Genomic DNA, 17,826 nt, shown 5'->3' with positions numbered 1-17,826 from the left:
GCTAGCTGTCCAGCCCGGCCAGGGCGCGCGAGAAATCGCGGGCCGAGAAGGGCTGCAGGTCGGCCTCGCCTTCGCCGATCCCGATATAATGGATCGGAAGCTGGAATTTCTCGGCGACCTGGACGAGAGCGCCGCCTTTGGCGGTGCCGTCCAGCTTGGTCATTACCACACCGGTGACCTCGGACGCTTCGAGGAAGGCCTGCGCCTGCGAAACGGCGTTCGAACCGACGGTGCCGTCCAGCACGAGGACGACATGGTGCGGCGCGTCTGGCATGCGCTTCTTGATAACGCGGACGACCTTCCTGAGCTCGTCCATAAGCTCAGCCTTGTTCTGCAGGCGGCCGGCCGTATCGATCAGGACTACGTCATGACCGTCGCGGTCGGCCTGGTCGATGGCATCGAAGGCGAGGCCGGCGGCGTCTGCGCCGATTTCCCGTTTGATGACAGGCGCATCGGCCCGTTCGCCCCAGATGGTGACCTGTTCGATGGCGGCGGCGCGGAAAGTGTCGCCAGCGGCGAGGACCGGGTTGCGACCTTCGCGCTTCAGCTTGACGGCAATCTTGCCCAGCGTCGTGGTCTTGCCGGAACCATTGACGCCGACGAAGAGCACGACTTGTGGCTTGGTGCCGCTCAGGTCGAGCGCCTGCTCCAGCGGAGTAAGGGTCTCCGCCACCACATCGGCCAGGGCTTCGCGGACTTCCTCATCGGTGACTTCCTTGTCGAACCGGTCCTTGGCCAACCGCTCGGTCACCCGCGCGGCCGCCACGGCACCGAGATCGGCGGCGATCAGCACGTCTTCGAGTTCGTCCAGCGCTTCGCGGTCGAGCTTGCGCTTGGTGAAGATCGCACTGACGCTGTCGCCCAGCTTGGACGAGGAGCGTTTCAGCCCCTCCGCCAGCCGGGAGAAGAAACCGGGCTTCTTCTCGCTCATCCGGTAATGACCCCTTGCAGTTCGCGCCCGTCATGCCCCGATATCGCGATATCGACAAGCGCACCGGGGCGCGGGAATTCAGCGTCCGGAATGCGGATGCCAGCGAAATTTCCGGCCCGGGCAAAACCGGGCTTTTCAACGAGGGCAGCTTTTTCGAGGCCGATCATGCCGTCCAGATGGGCGGCCAACGCCTCGTCCGCCTTGGCACGGAGCCGGGTGGCGCGGTCCTTGATCACGGCGCGATCAAGTTGCGGCATGCGCGCAGCCGGTGTGCCGGGGCGCGGCGAGTAGGGGAAAACATGCAGATAGGCGAGCCGACACTCGTCCACGAGCCGGATCGAGTTCTCGAACATGGCTTCGGTCTCGGTCGGGAAACCGGCGATCATGTCGGCCCCGAAGGCGATTTCGGGCCGGGCCGCCTTCAGGCGTTCGCACAGGGCGATGGCGTCGTCGCGCAGATGGCGGCGCTTCATGCGCTTGAGGATCATGTCGTCGCCGGCCTGCAGGGAGAGGTGCAGATAGGGCGCGATCCGGGTCTCGCTGGTAACGGCTTCGAACAGCGCTTCGTCGATCTCGATCGCATCGATCGAGGACAGACGCAGGCGCGGCAGGTTGGGCACGTGTTTGAGGATTGATTGGACCAGACGACCCAATGGCGGCTTGCCGGGCAGGTCATCGCCCCATGAGGTCAGATCGACACCGGTCAGCACCACTTCGCTGTGGCCGCTGTCGACCAGAGTCTTGATCTGGTCGACCACCTCGCCGGCGCCAACCGACCGGGAATTGCCGCGACCATAGGGGATGATGCAGAAGGTGCAGCGGTGGTCGCAGCCATTCTGGACCTGGACATAGGCGCGGGCACGGCCCTCCATGCCCTCGACCAGATGGCCGGCGGTCTCGGTCACGCTCATGATGTCGTTGACGCGGACCTTCTCTGTTCCACCCAGAAGATCAGCGGGCTTGTAGGTTTCCGCTTTCAGTTTTTCATCATTGCCGATCACGCGGTTCACTTCCGGCATGTTCCCGAACATCTCGGGATCGACCTGGGCGGCGCAGCCGGTGACGATGATCTGGGCATCGGGATTGTCGCGGCGGGCGCGGCGGATGTGTTGGCGGGCCTGGCGGACGGCCTCATTGGTCACCGCGCACGTGTTGACGAGAATTGTGTTGGTCAGCCCCTGCTCGCGGGCATGCTTGCGCATGACCTCGCTCTCCCAGGCATTCAGCCGGCAGCCAAAGGTGAGAATGTCGAGCCCGGCTTCGGTCTCGACCGGCCGCGTTGGCGGCGTGTCGGCACCGGAAGCGGCCGGATTGTCATCATGCGCGCTCATGGAGAGCGGATAAGTGGTGGAGTGGCGGCAAATCGTCAAGCGGCGCGGGCAATCAGCGCGCCATCAGCCGTTTTGTCGCCTCGCCGACCAGAACCGCCCAAATGCCCAGCATGGCGTGATAGAGGTGCCAATTGGTGATGCCGAATGTGCTTTCCATCCGGCTGCCTCCGATCAGCACCGAAGCCAGCCCGATCAGGGCAAAGGAAGCCAGCCAGACCAGTCCGGGCGTTTGCCTGCCTTTCACGATCAGCAAGCCGCTGGCGACGGTCCCGAGGACCAAGGCAAGCACCGGGATGAAGCTGATGATCGGATCGGTTCCCGGGAAAAACATCAGGAAGGCGACGGTCGCGGGCAGGCCGTAGCGGATATAGCGGGTGATGCCGGCATCCAATTTGACGGCATTGACCTTCAAAATCAGGCCGACCGAGATCAGAAGGAGGCCGGCCGCCGCTGCAAATGTGCTGGCCAGGCTGTGCGCCAATTCCATTTCATTGACCTGGCCCGAGGCAAAGCGGATCGCTCCGATCAGCGCGGCAAACCCCACCAAACCGAGGCCGAGACGGATCATGCGGACCTTGCCATCGCGGCGATGCGGCCACAGCAGATAGATGCCGAGGATGGCGCCGACCGTGACCAGCGCGTCAGTGAGGGCGAAGGCGATCATTCATCCGCCTCCGCAGTGAGGGCGGTCGCCTGGTCGTCAATCCAGGCCAGCATCTTGGCCTCCAGTGCCGAGAGCGGCATGGCGCCATCGGCGAGCAGATGATCGTGGAAGGCGCGGATATCAAAATCAGCGCCGAGTTGGGCTTCGGCCTGTGCGCGCAGGTCGCGCATTAACAACTCGCCGGATTTATAGGCGAGCGCCTGGCCGGGCCAGGAGATATAGCGCTGAACCTCGGTGCGGACATTGTGCGGGGCCAGGGCCGAGTTCTCCAGCAGGCAGGCTTCGGCCTGTTCCTGGGTCCAGCCCATGTAATGGATGCCCGTGTCGACCACGAGCCGGCAGGCGCGCCACATCTCGTAGGTCAAACGGCCGAATTCCTCGTAGGGCGTTGTATACAGGCCCATATCGGTCGCGAGCGTCTCGGTATAGAGGCCCCAACCCTCCCCGAAGGCGGTGATGTAGCTGTTGCGGCGGAAGTCGGGGACGTCCTCCAGCTCGGCGGCAATGGAGATCTGGTGGTGATGTCCGGGAACCGCTTCGTGCACGGTCAGGGCTGGCAATGTGTAGAGCGGGCGCTGGGTCAGGTCATAGGTGTTGACCATATAGCCGCCGGCGACACCATTCTCGATATCGCCCGGCCAATAGCGACCCGTCGTATAGGTCGGCGCCATGGTGTCAGGCACAGGCCGGACGCCATAGGGTAGGCGCGGAAGATGGCCGAAAAAGCGCGGCATGGCATCGTCGGCCCGCTTGGATATCCAGGCGGCATGCATCAGTAATTCTTCCGGTGTTTCGGCATAGAATTGCGGATCGGTGCGCAGGAAGTTCAGGAATTCGGCGAATGTGCCCTCAAAACCGGTCCGCGAGATCACCTCGTCCATTTCGGAGCGGATGCGGGCAACCTCGTTGAGGCCGCGCTGATGAACCTCCTCCGGCGAGGTATCCAGCGTCGTGTGGTAGCGCACCAGCGTCTGGTAATATTGGCGACCCTCGGCGACCTCTGAAATGCCCAGGCTTTCGCGGGTCTGCGGAATGTACTCGTCGCGGAAGAAGGCGAGCAGGTTTTCATAGGCGGGGATGGCGGCATCCCGGATCGCAGCTTCGGCCTCGGCGCGGACCCGGGCGCGCTCATCGGCCGGCAGGCCTTCGGGCAGGGTATCGATCGGCGCGATCAGCAGCGCGTGCAAGGTGTCCGGATCGCTCAGGGCCTCGACTTGGGAGGCGGCCAGCTCGGCAATCAGGCGCGGTTGGGTAAATCCGTCGGCCAGTCCCCGGCGCATCCAGGCGATATTGGCGTCAAAGAAGTCGGGAATGGCATTGATCCGGGTCACCCAGGCGTCAGCCCGCTCGATCGTGCGCAGTCGGGTCGACGAAGAGGCGTAGGACGGAGCGGAGAAGAAGCCGCTGTCGTTCTGAAAGGGTTGGCGCGCTTCGTCAAACGGCGCCAGCTCGACCCGGAACCGCAGGATGTAGTCGAGCACCGCGTGGGAAATTTGTTCGCTGGGATCAAGCTGTTCGGGTTCAATCGCTTCAAGGCGCGCGAGGAAACCGGCTTCTGCTTCGGCCTGCGTGTCGAGTGTGGCCTCGCTGACATCATACCATTGGCCGGCCGCTTCCAGATCGCCATCCCGGGCGCGGGCACCTGGGCTGTTCTCGCGCTCGAAGGCTTCGAAGTCCTCGATCAGCTGCGAGAATGCGGCGCTGGCGCTGGCAGCATCGGCCTGGCTTGCAGCTTTGGCAGTCGGCGCAGGCATCTCCGCGGTCACGGCAGATGGCACGGCAAGGCTCAACGCGAGCAGCGAAGCGCCGGCGAGCAGGCGGGCGGGTCGTTGAAAAAGCATGGTTCTCTCCCCTGTTGGGCAGAGGATGGCCCGCCGCGACATGGCTCGCAAGTCAGCCCGTCATGCGCACCTTATCCGCGCGGCTTGCGCTGCAAGCCCACGCGCTTGGCCACCATGTTGTTGACCAGCCGCTCCGGCAGGATTTTCGGCAGTGACCAATTGGTCAGACGGTCCGGCACGATCGCATAGCGAAAGCGTGGCTTGGCTTCGGTGAAGGCTCGGAAGACGCGATCCGCGATTTTCGACGGCGGAAAGCCGGCGGGACCATTCTTGGCCATCCAGCCCTGGATCCGCGTCATCGCCTCGAAGAAGGGGCTGTTTTCATAGGGCGTGGTGTCGATCTCTTCCGCCTTCGACCAGATTGGCGTGGCGACGGCACCCGGACCGATCACAATGACCTCGATCCCGTACAGCATGAGTTCGCGCCGCAGCGATTTACTGATGCCTTCAACGGCATGCTTGGACGCGGCATAGGGGCCCAGGAAGGGGGCGCCCATCTCACCGGCGACCGAGGACATCATCACGATGCGGCCCGGCTCGCCTTTGAGGCTCTCATCGACACCGAGCAAGGGGCCGAACGCCTGGGTGACACGGACAATGCCGGTCACATTGACGTCCATCTGGGTCTGGAATTCCTCGATCGGCAATTCCAGCATCGGCCCTGCGACAGCGATGCCGGCATTGTTGGCCAGGCCTTTGAGGGTTTCCCCGTTCAGCGCCTCGCGGACGATCACAGCGGCCGCATTGACGCTCGCCATGTCAGTGACATCGATGATGACGGGAACAAGGCTGGCGCCGAGCTCCGTTTTCAGGCGCTCGCCGTCTTCTGCCTTGCGGACACCGGCGAAAACCCGCCAGCCTTCATCGACGAGACGTTTGGCGCAGGCCGCGCCAATACCGGTGGAGGCGCCGGTTACAACGGCGGTTGATTGGGGCTGGCTCATCGTGAAATCCTTGCAGGCTTGGATGCAATCTAGGCTGCTTGGGCCTGTTGGCCAACGCGATTGCGTACCGAATACCGGAAAAAATGTCCGGATGTTGTCAGCGGTGCGCTTCGCGGCGCGTTGACCCTGACAACTTCAGGCCTATTGTGCTGCACCGACACCGACTTTCCGCGTCGGCGGGGCTGCCGCGCGGGTTCCCGACGCAAGAGTGCCGGGCAAAATAGCGAAGGGCTGCCTCATGTCTTCCGACTGGTCTGATCCGCGTCCGATGTCGCCGCACCTGCAAGTGTGGCGCTGGCACGCGACGATGGCGTCGTCCATTCTTCATCGCGTCACCGGAGTGGCGAATTATATCGGCGCGGTCGCGATCAGCGTCTGGGTCATACTCATGGCCTTCGAAGCCGAGGGCTCCGTCGCCTTCCTGTTCGAGGGCTGGATGGCCTGGGTTACCCGCTTCGGCCTGATCGCCCTGACCTATTCGGTCAGCTATCACTGGCTCAACGGGCTGCGCCATCTCTTGTGGGATGCGGGCAAGGGTTATGATCCCAAGGGTTCGAACCTGCGATCCATCCTGATCATTTTCGGTGCCGTCATCCCGACCGCGCTGATCTGGCTCGATCTGGGGATTTGAGATGAGTGATTACCGCACCCCGACCGCCAAGGTTCGCGGCCTCGGAGCTTCCGGTCACGGCACCAGCCACTGGATCGCCCACCGGGTCACTTCCGTTGCACTCTTCTTCCTGGCGCCGATCTTCGTCTGGATGCTGGCCAAGTCCGGCGCCCCGGCGAACGCGACCGAATTTTTCGCCAGCCCCGCCGGCGCCATCATCACACTGCTCACCCTGACCGCCGGTCTGTCGCACATGCGTTTCGGCATGCAGGTGATCATTGAGGACTATGTCCACAAGCACAGCACCAAGACGCTTTTGATGCTGGGCAATACTTTCCTGACGCTGGGGCTGTGGCTGGTGACAGCCTTTGCCCTGCTCAAACTCGCGCTTTAACGGACGCACGACATGGCCGAATACAATTGGATCGATCACACCTATGACGTGGTCGTCGTCGGCGCCGGGGGCTCAGGCCTTCGCGCTGCTCTGGGCGCTTCCCAGGCCGGTCTGAAGACCGCCTGCATCACCAAGGTTTTCCCGACCCGCTCGCACACGGTTGCGGCCCAGGGCGGGATTTCCGCCTCGCTCGGCAATATGGGCGAGGATGACTGGCGCTGGCACATGTATGACACCGTCAAGGGGTCGGACTGGCTGGGCGATCAGGACGCCATCGAATACCTGTGCCGCGAGGCGCCGGCTGCGGTTTATGAGCTGGAACATTGGGGCGTGCCCTTCTCGCGCACCGAGGATGGCAAGATCTACCAGCGCGCCTTCGGCGGCATGACCAAGAATTACGGCGAAGGTCCTGTCCAGCGCACCTGCGCCGCTGCCGACCGGACCGGCCACGCCATCCTGCACACGCTTTACGGTCAGTCCGTGCGCAATGAGACCGAATTCTTCATCGAGTATTTCGCGCTCGACCTGATCATGGATGATGACGGTGTCTGCCGCGGCATCACCGCCTGGAAGCTGGATGACGGTACGCTGCACCGTTTCCGTGCCCAGACCGTGGTCCTGGCAACGGGCGGCTATGGCCGCGCCTATTTCTCCGCCACTTCGGCCCACACCTGTACCGGTGACGGCAATGCCATGGTGCTGCGGGCAGGCCTGCCGCTCCAGGACATGGAATTCGTGCAATTCCATCCGACCGGCATTTATGGCGCCGGCTGCCTGATCACAGAGGGTGCCCGCGGTGAAGGCGGTTATCTGACCAATTCCAATGGCGAACGCTTCATGGAGCGCTACGCCCCATCGGCGAAAGACCTCGCTTCTCGCGATGTCGTCTCACGCTCGATGACGATGGAAATCCGCGAGGGCCGCGGTGTCGGCGCCAATGGCGACCATATCCACCTCCATCTCGACCATCTCGATCCGGACATTCTGGGCGAGCGTCTGCCGGGCATTTCTGAAAGCGCCCGCGTCTTTGCCGGTGTGGACGTGACCAAGGAGCCGATCCCGGTCCTGCCGACGGTCCACTACAATATGGGCGGCATCCCGACCAATTATCACGGCGAAGTCCTGACCAAGGTCGGCGGCGATGCCGATACGGTCGTGCCGGGCCTGATGGCTGTCGGCGAGGCGGCATGCGTGTCGGTGCATGGCGCCAACCGCCTCGGATCCAACTCGCTGATTGACCTTGTCGTCTTCGGTCGCGCCGCCGGCCTGCGTCTGGGTGAGACGACCAAGGCCGGTGCGAGCCAGCCGGAAGTGAAGGCCGCTGACGGACAGCTTTCGCTCGATCGTCTCGACAAGTATCGCAATGCCGCTGGTGGCACGCCGACCGCCAAGCTGCGGCTGGAAATGCAGCGCTCGATGCAGAACAACTGCGCCGTCTTCCGCACCGGCGAGGTTCTCGCCGAGGGCGTTGAGGCGATCAAGAATGTCTACACCGGAATGCCGGATATCGGCGTGACCGATCGCACCATGGTGTGGAATACCGATCTCATGGAAACCCTCGAGCTGGACAATCTCCTGTCCCAGGCCGCGGTGACCGTGAACGGTGCGGCCAATCGCGAGGAAAGCCGCGGCGCCCATGCCCGCGAGGATTTCTCCGATCGCGATGACGAGAAGTGGATGAAGCACACGCTGGCCTGGTGCGACGAGGCCGGCAATGTGAAGATCGACTACCGTCCGGTTCACACCTACACGATGTCCAACGATATCGAGTATATCAAGCCGAAGGCGCGGGTTTACTAGGCATGGCGCAAACCGCCGGATATTCAGGCACGCCCCTGCCAAAGAAGCTCGGCCTCAAGGACGGGCAGGCGGTGGCATTCCTGAATCTGCCCGAGGCGCATGACGATCTGCGCGTGGCGGCGGTGTTTGACCGTGAGCAGGCGACGGCCGCGGCGGGCGATGAGCTCGACTATGTGCATTACTTCACCAAGGTGCGCGCCACGTTCGAGACCGATCTGCCGCGCCTGCGCTCATCCATCCGGCAAGACGGCATGATCTGGGTCTCCTGGCCCAAGAAGGCGTCGAAAGTCGAAACCGACATGACGGAGGACGTGATCCGCGACGTCGCCCTGCCCATTGACCTGGTCGATGTGAAAGTGTGTGCCGTTGACGACATCTGGTCCGGCCTGAAACTGATGATCCCGCGCGCCAAGCGCGTCGTGAACTGAACGAGGACCCAAATGGTTCAGCTGACACTCCCCAAAGGTTCCGCCCCGAAAAAGGGCAAGACCCATCCGACACCGGACGGGGCGAAGAATACGCGCACCTTCAAGGTCTATCGCTATAATCCGGAAACCGACCAGAATCCGAGCTGGGACACCTACAAGGTGGACATGGATGATTGCGGGCCAATGGTTCTCGATGCCCTGCTGTGGATCAAGAATAATGTCGACGCCTCGCTGGCCTTCCGCCGCTCCTGCCGTGAAGGCGTGTGCGGCTCCTGTTCGATGAATATCGGTGGGCGGAACACGATCGCCTGCACCTCCGGCATCGACGAGTACAAGGGCGAGATCACCATCTCGCCGCTGCCGCACCAGCCGGTCGTCCGCGATCTGGTCCCGGATCTGACGCAATTCTACGCCCAGCACGCGGCGGTGAAGCCCTACCTCAAGACCGATACGCCGGCACCCGAGAAAGAGTGGAAACAAAGCCCCGAGCAGCGCGAAAAGCTGGACGGGCTCTATGAGTGCATCATGTGCGCCTCCTGCTCCACGGCCTGCCCGTCCTATTGGTGGAATGGCGACAAATACATGGGCCCGGCGGCCCTGCTGCAGGCCTATCGCTGGCTCGCCGACAGCCGCGACGAAGCCACGGGCGAGCGTCTCGACGAGCTCAATGACCCCTTCAAGCTCTATCGCTGCCACACCATCATGAATTGCGCCCAGGTCTGCCCGAAGGGCCTGAACCCGGCGGAAGCGATCGGCGAGATCAAGCAGATGATGGTCGAACGCGAAGGCTGACCGGCCCGCAATTGCCGAATTCGATCAAGCCCCGTCTTCTGAACAGGCGGGGCTTTTCGTTGGGGGCCGATCCAACAAAAGCGTAACTGGCGCACCATGGCTGCGGGCGCTAGCTTGGCGCCCATTGGGGGGCAAGCCATGAAATATTTCGCCATCGCTATAGGTCTTGTTTGCGGGTTCACGGCAGTTACGCACGCGCAGGCTCCCTTCTGGTTGCACCCCTATAATTTCTTCGGTGAGGAAACCGCGCTGACCGCATCGGTCAATCTCGGTGATCTCGATGGCGACGGCGATCTGGATGGGTTTGCGGTCAATGGCCGACACTGGATCCAGCAGGACGAAGTGTTCCTCAACAACGGGATGGGCTTGTTCCGCTCAGCTCACGACGCCGGGTCTGATCGAGCGACCGGCTATGAGGCGGCGCTTGCGGACTTCGATGGTGATGGCGACCTTGATGCGGCTGTCGCGCGCGACCTGTTGCCCGTCCTGCTCCTGTTCAATGACGGTCGAGCCAATTTTGACGGTGGGCGAGACCTTGGCCCGGTCGCCCAGGCGAGAAGTATCGCGGCTGCTGACCTTGATGCCGATGGCGACCAGGATCTTGTCCTGGTCCAGCGCGGTGAAACCAATCGCTACTTCCTCAATGACGGCCACGGAGCGTTCGGTCCTGATATTGAACTGCCGGGCGCGTGGCAGACCATTCAGGTCGCAATCGATGACCTCGATGCAGACGGTCGCTCCGATCTTGTCTTTTCCAATCGCGGTGGCGAAGGCGTGGTCCTTTATCGCGGTTTGGCCGAAGGTGGCTTTGCCGTACCCGACTTGCTAGGAGGTGAGTTGGCAATGGAAATTCGGGCAGTCGAGATTGGCGATGTCACAGGCGACGGGCATCCCGATATCATCGCGGGCGGCATGGAAGCGCAAAGCGTAATCTTTGTGAATGACGGCGCCGGCGGGTTCACCCAGATCGAACGTTTCGGGGCGGATACTGATGTCGTATTTGGCCTCGCCCTTGGTGATTTCAATCAGGACGGCCGCACTGACATCGCTATTGCCAATGCCGGCGTCCGCAACCGGGTCTATTTCGGGACACCGGACGGGTTCGAGGCGCTTGAGGTCGGTGACGACCCCTCTGACACCTACAATCTCTCGGTCGGCGATATGAATGGGGATGGCCGGCCCGATATCGTCTACGCCATCTCGGAAGGCTCGAACTACACGCTGATCAACCGGATCGATCCGGACTAGCGCCCCCAGGCCATGCGTTCGCAGATGTCGCGGAACATGTCCGTCACATGGGCGTCGCTGCCGTCGTCCTTGCCGACAAGCATTGGCCGTCCGTAGGCGAGATGGTAGCGAGCGCCGGCCTTGCCCATCAGGCCGTGGAAGATCGTCATGTCCTTCAGCTCCTCATTGATCTGGGCGAGCGCGTAATAGAGGAAGGGCATGCGCTGACGTACGGCCAGGGGGATGACCGGCGCGTCGAACTTTCGAGCCAGGCTGATCGCGGTTGGCTGCCAGGGCTTTTCGCGCAAACCCCAATGCTTCCAGCTCCACTCCGACATCCGACCTGACGGAAACAGGACAATGCACTGGCCGGCCCTGAAGGCATCGATGGCGCGGCGCAGGACTTCGCGGCTCTGATTGCGGTTGCGGTGCTGGTCGCGCCATTCCACCGGGATGATCCGTTCCTCCAAGCCGGGGCAAACCTTGAGGGCATCGCGATTCGCGAAGTAGAGCAGGTCCGGCCTGCGGGCCTTGAGGCTGTCCCACAGTGCAATCCCGTCGGCGATTCCGCCGGGATGATTGGCCACGATCACGCAGGGGCCGGATTCGGGAACATGGTCGAGGCCGTCACACTGCGTGTGCAGGCGCAGATAGTCTGACGCCCATTCAAAACAGTCATGGCCCGACAGGTCGGCGATCGCGTTCGCCATCGCTACGGCACGTCGGTAGCCCAGCATCGGGTAGGCGATGGTTTTGATCAGTGGCCAGAGCGGCGTGTGGATGAGGCGCGGCGCACGATCCTCGATCAACTCATCGACAATATGGGGCCCCGCTGCTGCTGGCGGAGAATCGGGTTCTGTCATGGCCGCAGGAAACTCCCGGAGCGGTGGCGAAGCAATCGGTTTCCATCCTGGCGGCCAACAGGGTTACCGGAAGATTTACGAGTTGGCCCGCGGCTTGCGACGGCCCGGTCAGACGTTAACGCCTTGTTCACGATTGGAACACGCCATGACGATGACCGAGACACTGCCTGCCGGCGAAGTCCGCCGCCTTCCTGCAAAGCGCGCCCGTATCCAGGACGATCTCGTCGCTGACTATCTTGCCACGGTTGTCGCGCCGGGGCAGCGGACCATTCAGATCGGGGGCGGCGATCTCGGTGCGGTTTGCCTCAAACGCGGCGCCCATCACCAGGTGGTGGCGCCCATGGGGGCAATCGAGGCCCTGCAGGCAGCTTGTGACCGTCGCGCAATCCCGACCGACGCCTTGAGTGGTGGCCCTGCGGCCCGGCCCGGCGCGGCTGACGAGCCGTTCGACCTCGCGCTGTTCGGCGCGGAAACCGGGTTTCCGGCGATGGCCGCCAATTGGCGCCATGTGTCCGGCCGGCTGCGCGATGGCGGTATTCTGGTCCTGCTTGGAGCTGATCACGGTGCCTGCGCCCGCTTGGCCGACGCGCTCGAGCATGACCCCAGTTGGGTGCTTGAAAGCAAGATCGGTGGTGAGGCGGCGATTTTCCGCAAGGTCGGGGATGTCAGCGACACGACGGCCTTGGCTGGATTGGCGCGGGTAAGTGATCCGGCGCGGCGCCCGCGCGGTGTGCGCTACGGGCTGGTCAGCCGGCTCATGGACCGCGTCTTCCCGACCCGCCACAAGCTCGCCTGATCGGGCCGGATCGGTTGCCGACCGGACGGACTGTCGCAAAACTTTCACCGAACTTGTATTGAGCGGTCATGCTTCGTCCGTAACCCGGAAGCATGACCGCTCGCAATGCTCTCGCTGGCTTCGCCGCTCTTGCGCACCCCGTGCGTCTCGCCCTGTTTCGTCAACTGTGCGACCAAGCGCCCGAGCGAGTCTCGGCTGGTGAACTGGCCCAGGGTTTCGACATTCCACCGTCGACCATGACCGGTCATCTGCAGGCGCTGGAGCGCGCCGGCTTGATCAAGGCCGAACGCCGGTCCCGCTACATGCTCTATTCGCTGAACCCGGATGGTACGCGGGAATTGGTCAATTTCCTGGTTGAAGATTGCTGTCATAATCGTCCCGATCTGATCGGGAAGGATGATGACGCGCTCGCCCAAGCGTCCTGATCTCACGCGCCTTCACCTGCCCTCACAAGCCGCCAGGCCCGCCCGCCCGACCGCCACCTTGCGGACGATTGCCACCGCCGCGTCGGCCTCGACGTTGCCCGCCGTCGGAGGCGTTGTTGCGACCTGACCGCACATGCGGAGCGCATTCCGGGGTCATTGTTTCGCGCGGCAGGGGCGTGATCGCAAATTCGCCTGATCGCCCGCGCGCCGCCGCCAGCCCGTCCGCGTCCAGCTGCGCCACAATGTCGGCTTCTACGGTGGCGTCGAGGCGATCCAGCCCATAGGTGCGCTCGCGCAGATTGCTGCGATAAATGCTGGCCCAGTACGCCGCCTCGACCAGCGCTTCGGTTGTTCCGATGGCTGCGAAGGCTTCTGCGAGTTCAGCTTGGGCGGCAGGCCAGCCGGCATTGCCGGCGGCCAGCAGTCGGTCAAAACCCTCAACGCGCATTTCGTCGCGGAGAATGGCGGGCGTGGTGTCGTCATGGGACAGGGCAAGCGCGCTATGGCCAGCCAAGTATTGCGCAATTTCGAACCCTTCGCCTTGTTTGGCAATGCAGCGCAGGATCGGGAGGGCGTCGCCGTAGCGCCCTTGGTCGACCAAGCGGGCGGCGCCGTTGAAACCGGAAGGCGGCCTTTGATCCTCACCGCTCGGCCCGCTTGCGCATCCGGCCAGGAAAAAGAGGGCGGCAAACCCGGAAAACGCTCGGTACATGGCATCCACTTTCATTTTGGTGTTTCGGTTACACGGTGTCGGCCGGGAATTCCGTCGCGTGTTTGCGGTTTGTGACGACGAGGTGCTTGGAACGGGTCCGCCCAATCGCTTCATCGGGAGCACTTCCGGCGCGCCCGGGCCCGCGCGACCCGCTGCCGCCCGGCTCGACATCAGCGGGTGGGCATACTAAGTCAGCGCCAGCAACCGGTTCCGGTGAGGACCGGGTCCACACGAGTTTTCCGGGAGCGTAGCGATGACACGCGAAATCCACCATTTCATCAACGGCAAGGCTGCGGTCGGCGTGTCCGGTCAGTTCGGTGACGTTTACAATCCCAACACTGGTGAGGTGCAGGCTCGCGTCCAGTTTGCGACGGTGGACGAGGTCGCAAAGGCCGTTGAGGACGCCAAGGCCGCCCAGATCAAGTGGGCAGCAACGAACCCGCAGCGCCGGGCGCGCGTGTTGATGACCTACAAGGCGTTGGTCGAAGCGGAGATGGACAGTCTTGCTGAGCTTCTGTCGTCTGAGCATGGCAAGGTCATTGCCGACGCCAAGGGCGATCTGATCCGCGGCCTGGAAGTGGTTGAATTCGCCTGCGGCGCGCCGCATCTGCTCAAGGGTGAGTATACCGAGAGCGCCGGTACCGGCATTGACGTCTATTCGATGCGCCAGCCGCTCGGCGTCGTCGCCGGTATTTCGCCGTTCAACTTCCCGGCGATGATTCCGATGTGGTTCATGGGCATGGCGCTGGCGACCGGTAATGCGATGATCCTCAAACCGTCGGAAAAGGATCCGTCAGTCCCGGTCCGGCTTGCCGAGTTGATGATCGAAGCGGGTCTGCCGGAAGGTGTGCTGCAAGTGGTGCATGGCGACAAGACAGCGGTCGACGCGCTGCTCCACAATGACGATATCAAGGCGGTGTCCTTTGTCGGATCGTCCAATATCGCCCACTACATCGCCCAGACATGTGCCCGTGAAGGCAAGCGCTTCCAGGCCATGGGTGGCGCCAAGAACCACGGCATTATCATGCCCGATGCCGACATGGATCAGGTCGTGACTGATTTTCTTGGTGCAGCTTTTGGGTCCGCCGGTGAACGCTGCATGGCGCTGCCGGTTGCGGTGCCGGTCGGCAAGGATACGGCCGATGAGTTCGTGGCCCGGATCAAGGAAGAGGCGGCCAAGCTTCGTGTCGGCGTGTCGACTGATAGCGACGCTCACTACGGCCCCGTGGTTTCGGCGGCCCATCGCGCCGCGATCGAAAAATGGATTCAAACCGGTGTCGATGAAGGCGCCGACCTTCTGCTCGATGGACGCGGTTTTGCGCTGCAGGGGCATGAAAAGGGCTTCTTTATCGGGCCCAGCCTGTTCGACAATGTGAAGCCGTCAATGTCGTCATACCAGGAAGAGATCTTCGGCCCGGTGCTACAGGTCGTGCGTGCCGACAGTCTCGACGAAGCCGCGCACCTGCCGTCCGAACACCAATATGGCAACGGCGTCGCCATCTTCACCCGAAACGGTCTGGCGGCGCGTGAATTTGCCTCGAAAGTCCAGGTCGGCATGGTCGGCATCAATGTGCCAATCCCGGTGCCGGTGGCGTACCATTCCTTTGGTGGCTGGAAACGTTCGGCCTTTACCGACACCAACCAGTACGGCACTGACGGCATCCGTTTCTTCACCAAGATCAAGACGGTGACGCAGCGCTGGCCGACGGGTGACATTGGCGACCAGGCCTTCGTCATCCCGACTATGAACTAGCCGAACTGCCTCGGCGACCGAGATGAAAAACGGCCTCGCAGGAAACCTGTGAGGCCGTTCTTTGGTGTCGTCAGGGCTGGCTCAGCGCCGCCGGCGCTTTGGGTCGCGAGGCCAGCCAGTCGACTGCACTGTCACGATCGGTGAAAAAGCGTGCATGCGCAGGGAGTTCGATGATCTCGCCGTGGACGGCACCGCGGTAGGATTCGTCCCAGACATGCGGGACGATGTAGGCTGTTGGAATTGGCCGGTCCAGCGCAAACAGGAAATTTTCGATGATTTCCGCTGACAGCCGCGGCGAGTTCTGTTGCTCGGCGTCGCTGCAGTCCGCGAGAATTGCCGTGACCTCGCGACGCTGACACAATTCGCGCGCCCGTTCGGTCGCCCAGCCCGCCTCACGGCGTGTCGCCTGGCCACTGGCCCGTATTTCGACAACGGCTCCGCCGTCGATAAGGTCCACCCGTACCGTCATACTCAATACCTACACAGTCTTGTTCTTGTTGCTGTCACACAAACTAGGTTTTTCGAACGCTGTTCGCCAGTATTTCAAAATGAGCAGCGCGTCCGAAACCGCGTGTAAACACAAGGTGTTTCGAAAATTAACCAAGGGTCTTCAACTAATTCAAATGCGTAGAAAATGAGCGTCAAACTGCGATTAGCCGCCCCCTTGCCAAGTCCGGCCCGATAGGACATGGAAAACATACCGTTAACTGTAATCCGGCGTTGAGAGTCCAAAATGGCCACATTCCAGTTCCGCACCATTCCTCACATTCACGCCGGTCGCGGCAGCGCCGGGAAACTCGAGATGATCGCGGCATCGCTGATGGCCGGTGTCGAGCGCGTTGTACTGTTGACCGACAAGGGCGTGCGTCAGTTCGGATTGATCGACCGCGCGCTGGCAGGATTGGAAGCGGCCGGCCGGTCGGTGCTCGTCATTGACGACGTTGTCGCGGACCCGCCTGAAGACATGGTTCTGGCTGCAACCGCACGCGCCCGGGAGTTTGGGGGGCAGCTGGTCGTCGGCTTTGGGGGCGGCTCGTCAATGGATACCGCCAAGCTCGTCGCGCTCCTGCTTGGCAGTGACCAGCCACTCTCCGACATGTATGGCGTCAATCAGGTGACGGGGTCTCGCCTGCCGCTCATCCTGATTCCAACCACCGCCGGCACAGGATCAGAAGTAACGCCGATCTCGGTTGTCACGGTCGGCAAGACGTCGAAAATGGGCGTCAATGATCCAGCTCTTTATGGGGATATGGCGGTATTGGATGCCGAGCTGACGCTCGGCCTGCCACGTCATGTCACCGCTGCGACCGGTATTGATGCCATGGTGCACGGGATTGAGGCCTATACCTCGGCACTCGAAAAAAATCCGGTGTCAGATGCGTTGGCCTTGGCCGGTCTGAAGAAACTGCATGGCGCGATTGAACGTGCTTGCCTTGATGGCCGCGACATCGAGGCGCGTGAGGACATGCTGCTGGGGGCGCTGTTGACCGGTCAGGCCTTCGCCAACGCGCCGGTCGGCGCGGTTCACGCACTTGCTTATCCGCTCGGCGGGATTTTCCATGTGCCGCACGGGCTTTCCAATTCGCTGATGCTGCCGCCGGTCCTGCGCTACAATGCCGCCAGCGCCGAGCCGCTCTACGCACAGCTCGCGGCCCATCTTGATCTTGCAGCGCCGTCAACCGATGCGCTGGTCACCGAGATGGAGCGAATCGCCGATGTGGTCGGCATCGAAACGCGTCTGAGCCAGGTCGGCGTTTCGCACAATGACTTGCCGCGCTTGGCGGAGGACGCGATGAAGGTCGAGCGTCTGTTGAAGAACAATCCACGCCCCATGACGCTCGCGGCGGCCCAGGCCTGCTATGAGGCCGTGCTGTGATTGAAAAACGTGCCCGCCTCGACTATCCGCGCTTTCGCGCCCTGCCGACCCGTTGGGCCGATAATGATATCTATGGCCACATCAATAATGCCGCCTATTACGGCTTCTTCGATACGGCCGTGAACTGTTTCCTGATCGAAGAGGGCGGGCTGGATATCCATGCCGGTCAAGTGATCGGCTTGGTCGTCGAGACAGGATGCAACTACTTCGCGCCGTTGGCCTATCCCGAAACCGTGGAGGCCGGCCTGCGCGTGGTACGTCTGGGCAATTCCTCGGTCAGCTACGAGATCGGCCTGTTCAGGGTAGGCGAGGATCAACCCGCGGCCCAGGGGCGCTTCGTGCACGTCTATGTCGACCGTGACACCCGCCGGCCGGTCCCGCTGCCGGACACAATGCGCGCGGCGCTGGCGGAGATAAGTTGACCGACGGGTTCGCGGCG

Annotated in this window: 19 protein-coding genes; 11 read left to right on the top strand and 8 right to left on the bottom strand. The window is 62.6% G+C overall.

What is annotated here, in order from left to right; all coding sequences use genetic code 11:
- Window position 1: 1 nt before the first annotated feature.
- The 5 genes from ftsY to AWH62_RS08635 form a co-directional block, all read right to left on the bottom strand.
- Entirely contained in the window at window positions 2-931 is a 930-nt protein-coding gene (ftsY, locus tag AWH62_RS08655; RefSeq protein ID WP_075190079.1) for a signal recognition particle-docking protein FtsY, read from the bottom strand.
- Window positions 928-2,262, bottom strand: coding sequence for a tRNA (N(6)-L-threonylcarbamoyladenosine(37)-C(2))-methylthiotransferase MtaB (gene mtaB, locus AWH62_RS08650; protein ID WP_075190078.1), 1,335 nt, complete (start codon window positions 2,260-2,262; stop codon window positions 928-930). The genes ftsY and mtaB overlap by 4 nt, the downstream gene beginning before the upstream one ends.
- A gap of 52 nt (window positions 2,263-2,314) precedes the next feature.
- On the bottom strand, window positions 2,315-2,926 hold the full coding sequence (locus AWH62_RS08645) for a hypothetical protein (protein ID WP_075190077.1): 612 nt from the start codon (window positions 2,924-2,926) through the stop codon (window positions 2,315-2,317).
- Window positions 2,923-4,767, bottom strand: coding sequence for a DUF885 family protein (locus tag AWH62_RS08640; RefSeq protein ID WP_075190076.1), 1,845 nt, complete (start codon window positions 4,765-4,767; stop codon window positions 2,923-2,925). The genes AWH62_RS08645 and AWH62_RS08640 overlap by 4 nt, the downstream gene beginning before the upstream one ends.
- 71 nt (window positions 4,768-4,838) lie before the next feature.
- Window positions 4,839-5,711, bottom strand: a complete 873-nt coding sequence (locus tag AWH62_RS08635; protein WP_075190075.1) for an SDR family oxidoreductase — start codon at window positions 5,709-5,711, stop codon at window positions 4,839-4,841.
- Window positions 5,712-5,949: 238 nt separating this feature from the next.
- Here AWH62_RS08635 and sdhC point away from each other — a divergent pair, with 238 nt between their 5' ends.
- The 6 genes from sdhC to AWH62_RS08605 all read left to right on the top strand — a co-directional run bounded on the left by sdhC (window position 5,950) and on the right by AWH62_RS08605 (window position 10,983).
- Entirely contained in the window at window positions 5,950-6,342 is a 393-nt protein-coding gene (sdhC, locus tag AWH62_RS08630) for a succinate dehydrogenase, cytochrome b556 subunit (RefSeq protein WP_075190074.1), read from the top strand.
- A gap of 1 nt (window position 6,343) precedes the next feature.
- A complete protein-coding gene (sdhD, locus tag AWH62_RS08625; protein ID WP_075190073.1) occupies window positions 6,344-6,715 on the top strand; it encodes a succinate dehydrogenase, hydrophobic membrane anchor protein in 372 nt (123 codons plus the stop codon).
- Between the two features lie 12 nt (window positions 6,716-6,727).
- On the top strand, window positions 6,728-8,515 hold the full coding sequence (gene sdhA, locus AWH62_RS08620) for a succinate dehydrogenase flavoprotein subunit (RefSeq protein WP_075190072.1): 1,788 nt from the start codon (window positions 6,728-6,730) through the stop codon (window positions 8,513-8,515).
- 2 nt (window positions 8,516-8,517) lie between these two features.
- Window positions 8,518-8,943, top strand: coding sequence for a DUF3052 domain-containing protein (locus AWH62_RS08615; protein ID WP_075190071.1), 426 nt, complete (start codon window positions 8,518-8,520; stop codon window positions 8,941-8,943).
- Window positions 8,944-8,955: 12 nt separating this feature from the next.
- The gene (locus tag AWH62_RS08610; RefSeq protein ID WP_075190070.1) at window positions 8,956-9,735 is read left to right on the top strand and encodes a succinate dehydrogenase iron-sulfur subunit; all 780 of its coding nucleotides are present in this window, start codon (window positions 8,956-8,958) and stop codon (window positions 9,733-9,735) included.
- Window positions 9,736-9,873: 138 nt separating this feature from the next.
- Window positions 9,874-10,983 (top strand): VCBS repeat-containing protein, encoded by a 1,110-nt coding sequence (locus AWH62_RS08605; RefSeq protein WP_158025594.1) that lies wholly within the window; start codon window positions 9,874-9,876, stop codon window positions 10,981-10,983.
- On the opposite strand, the gene AWH62_RS08600 is transcribed toward AWH62_RS08605, so the two are convergent.
- Window positions 10,980-11,825 carry a 1-acyl-sn-glycerol-3-phosphate acyltransferase gene (locus AWH62_RS08600; RefSeq protein ID WP_075190069.1) on the bottom strand — a complete coding sequence of 282 codons (846 nt, stop codon included), beginning with the start codon at window positions 11,823-11,825 and terminating at the stop codon, window positions 10,980-10,982. The two genes, AWH62_RS08605 and AWH62_RS08600, sit on opposite strands and share 4 nt — an antisense overlap.
- Before the next feature lie 145 nt (window positions 11,826-11,970).
- Between AWH62_RS08600 and AWH62_RS08595 the strand changes: the two genes are divergently transcribed.
- Both AWH62_RS08595 and AWH62_RS08590 read left to right on the top strand, forming a co-directional pair.
- The gene (locus AWH62_RS08595; protein ID WP_075190068.1) at window positions 11,971-12,621 is read left to right on the top strand and encodes a hypothetical protein; all 651 of its coding nucleotides are present in this window, start codon (window positions 11,971-11,973) and stop codon (window positions 12,619-12,621) included.
- A gap of 92 nt (window positions 12,622-12,713) precedes the next feature.
- The gene (locus tag AWH62_RS08590) at window positions 12,714-13,046 is read left to right on the top strand and encodes a helix-turn-helix transcriptional regulator (RefSeq protein ID WP_075190067.1); all 333 of its coding nucleotides are present in this window, start codon (window positions 12,714-12,716) and stop codon (window positions 13,044-13,046) included.
- Window positions 13,047-13,068: 22 nt separating this feature from the next.
- Here AWH62_RS08590 and AWH62_RS08585 read toward each other — a convergent pair whose 3' ends face one another.
- Window positions 13,069-13,758: a hypothetical protein gene (locus AWH62_RS08585; protein WP_158025593.1), complete on the bottom strand. Its 690-nt coding sequence runs from the start codon at window positions 13,756-13,758 to the stop codon at window positions 13,069-13,071.
- Between the two features lie 253 nt (window positions 13,759-14,011).
- Here AWH62_RS08585 and AWH62_RS08580 point away from each other — a divergent pair, with 253 nt between their 5' ends.
- Window positions 14,012-15,511, top strand: coding sequence for a CoA-acylating methylmalonate-semialdehyde dehydrogenase (locus tag AWH62_RS08580; RefSeq protein ID WP_075190065.1), 1,500 nt, complete (start codon window positions 14,012-14,014; stop codon window positions 15,509-15,511).
- Window positions 15,512-15,581: 70 nt separating this feature from the next.
- On the opposite strand, the gene AWH62_RS08575 is transcribed toward AWH62_RS08580, so the two are convergent.
- Window positions 15,582-15,980, bottom strand: coding sequence for a hypothetical protein (locus AWH62_RS08575; protein WP_075190064.1), 399 nt, complete (start codon window positions 15,978-15,980; stop codon window positions 15,582-15,584).
- Window positions 15,981-16,244: 264 nt separating this feature from the next.
- On the opposite strand from AWH62_RS08575, the gene AWH62_RS08570 reads away from it, so the two are divergent.
- Entirely contained in the window at window positions 16,245-17,387 is a 1,143-nt protein-coding gene (locus AWH62_RS08570; protein ID WP_075190063.1) for an iron-containing alcohol dehydrogenase, read from the top strand.
- On the top strand, window positions 17,384-17,809 hold the full coding sequence (locus AWH62_RS08565) for a thioesterase family protein (RefSeq protein WP_075190062.1): 426 nt from the start codon (window positions 17,384-17,386) through the stop codon (window positions 17,807-17,809). Before AWH62_RS08570 ends, AWH62_RS08565 begins: the two co-directional genes overlap by 4 nt.
- Window positions 17,810-17,826: the final 17 nt, after the last annotated feature.

It is taken from the genome of Maricaulis sp. W15 (assembly GCF_001924955.1).
Classification (GTDB): Bacteria; Pseudomonadota; Alphaproteobacteria; order Caulobacterales; family Maricaulaceae; genus Maricaulis; species Maricaulis maris.
Note: the sequence above shows the minus strand (reverse complement) of the source record. Positions and strands in the feature narration are given on the sequence as shown.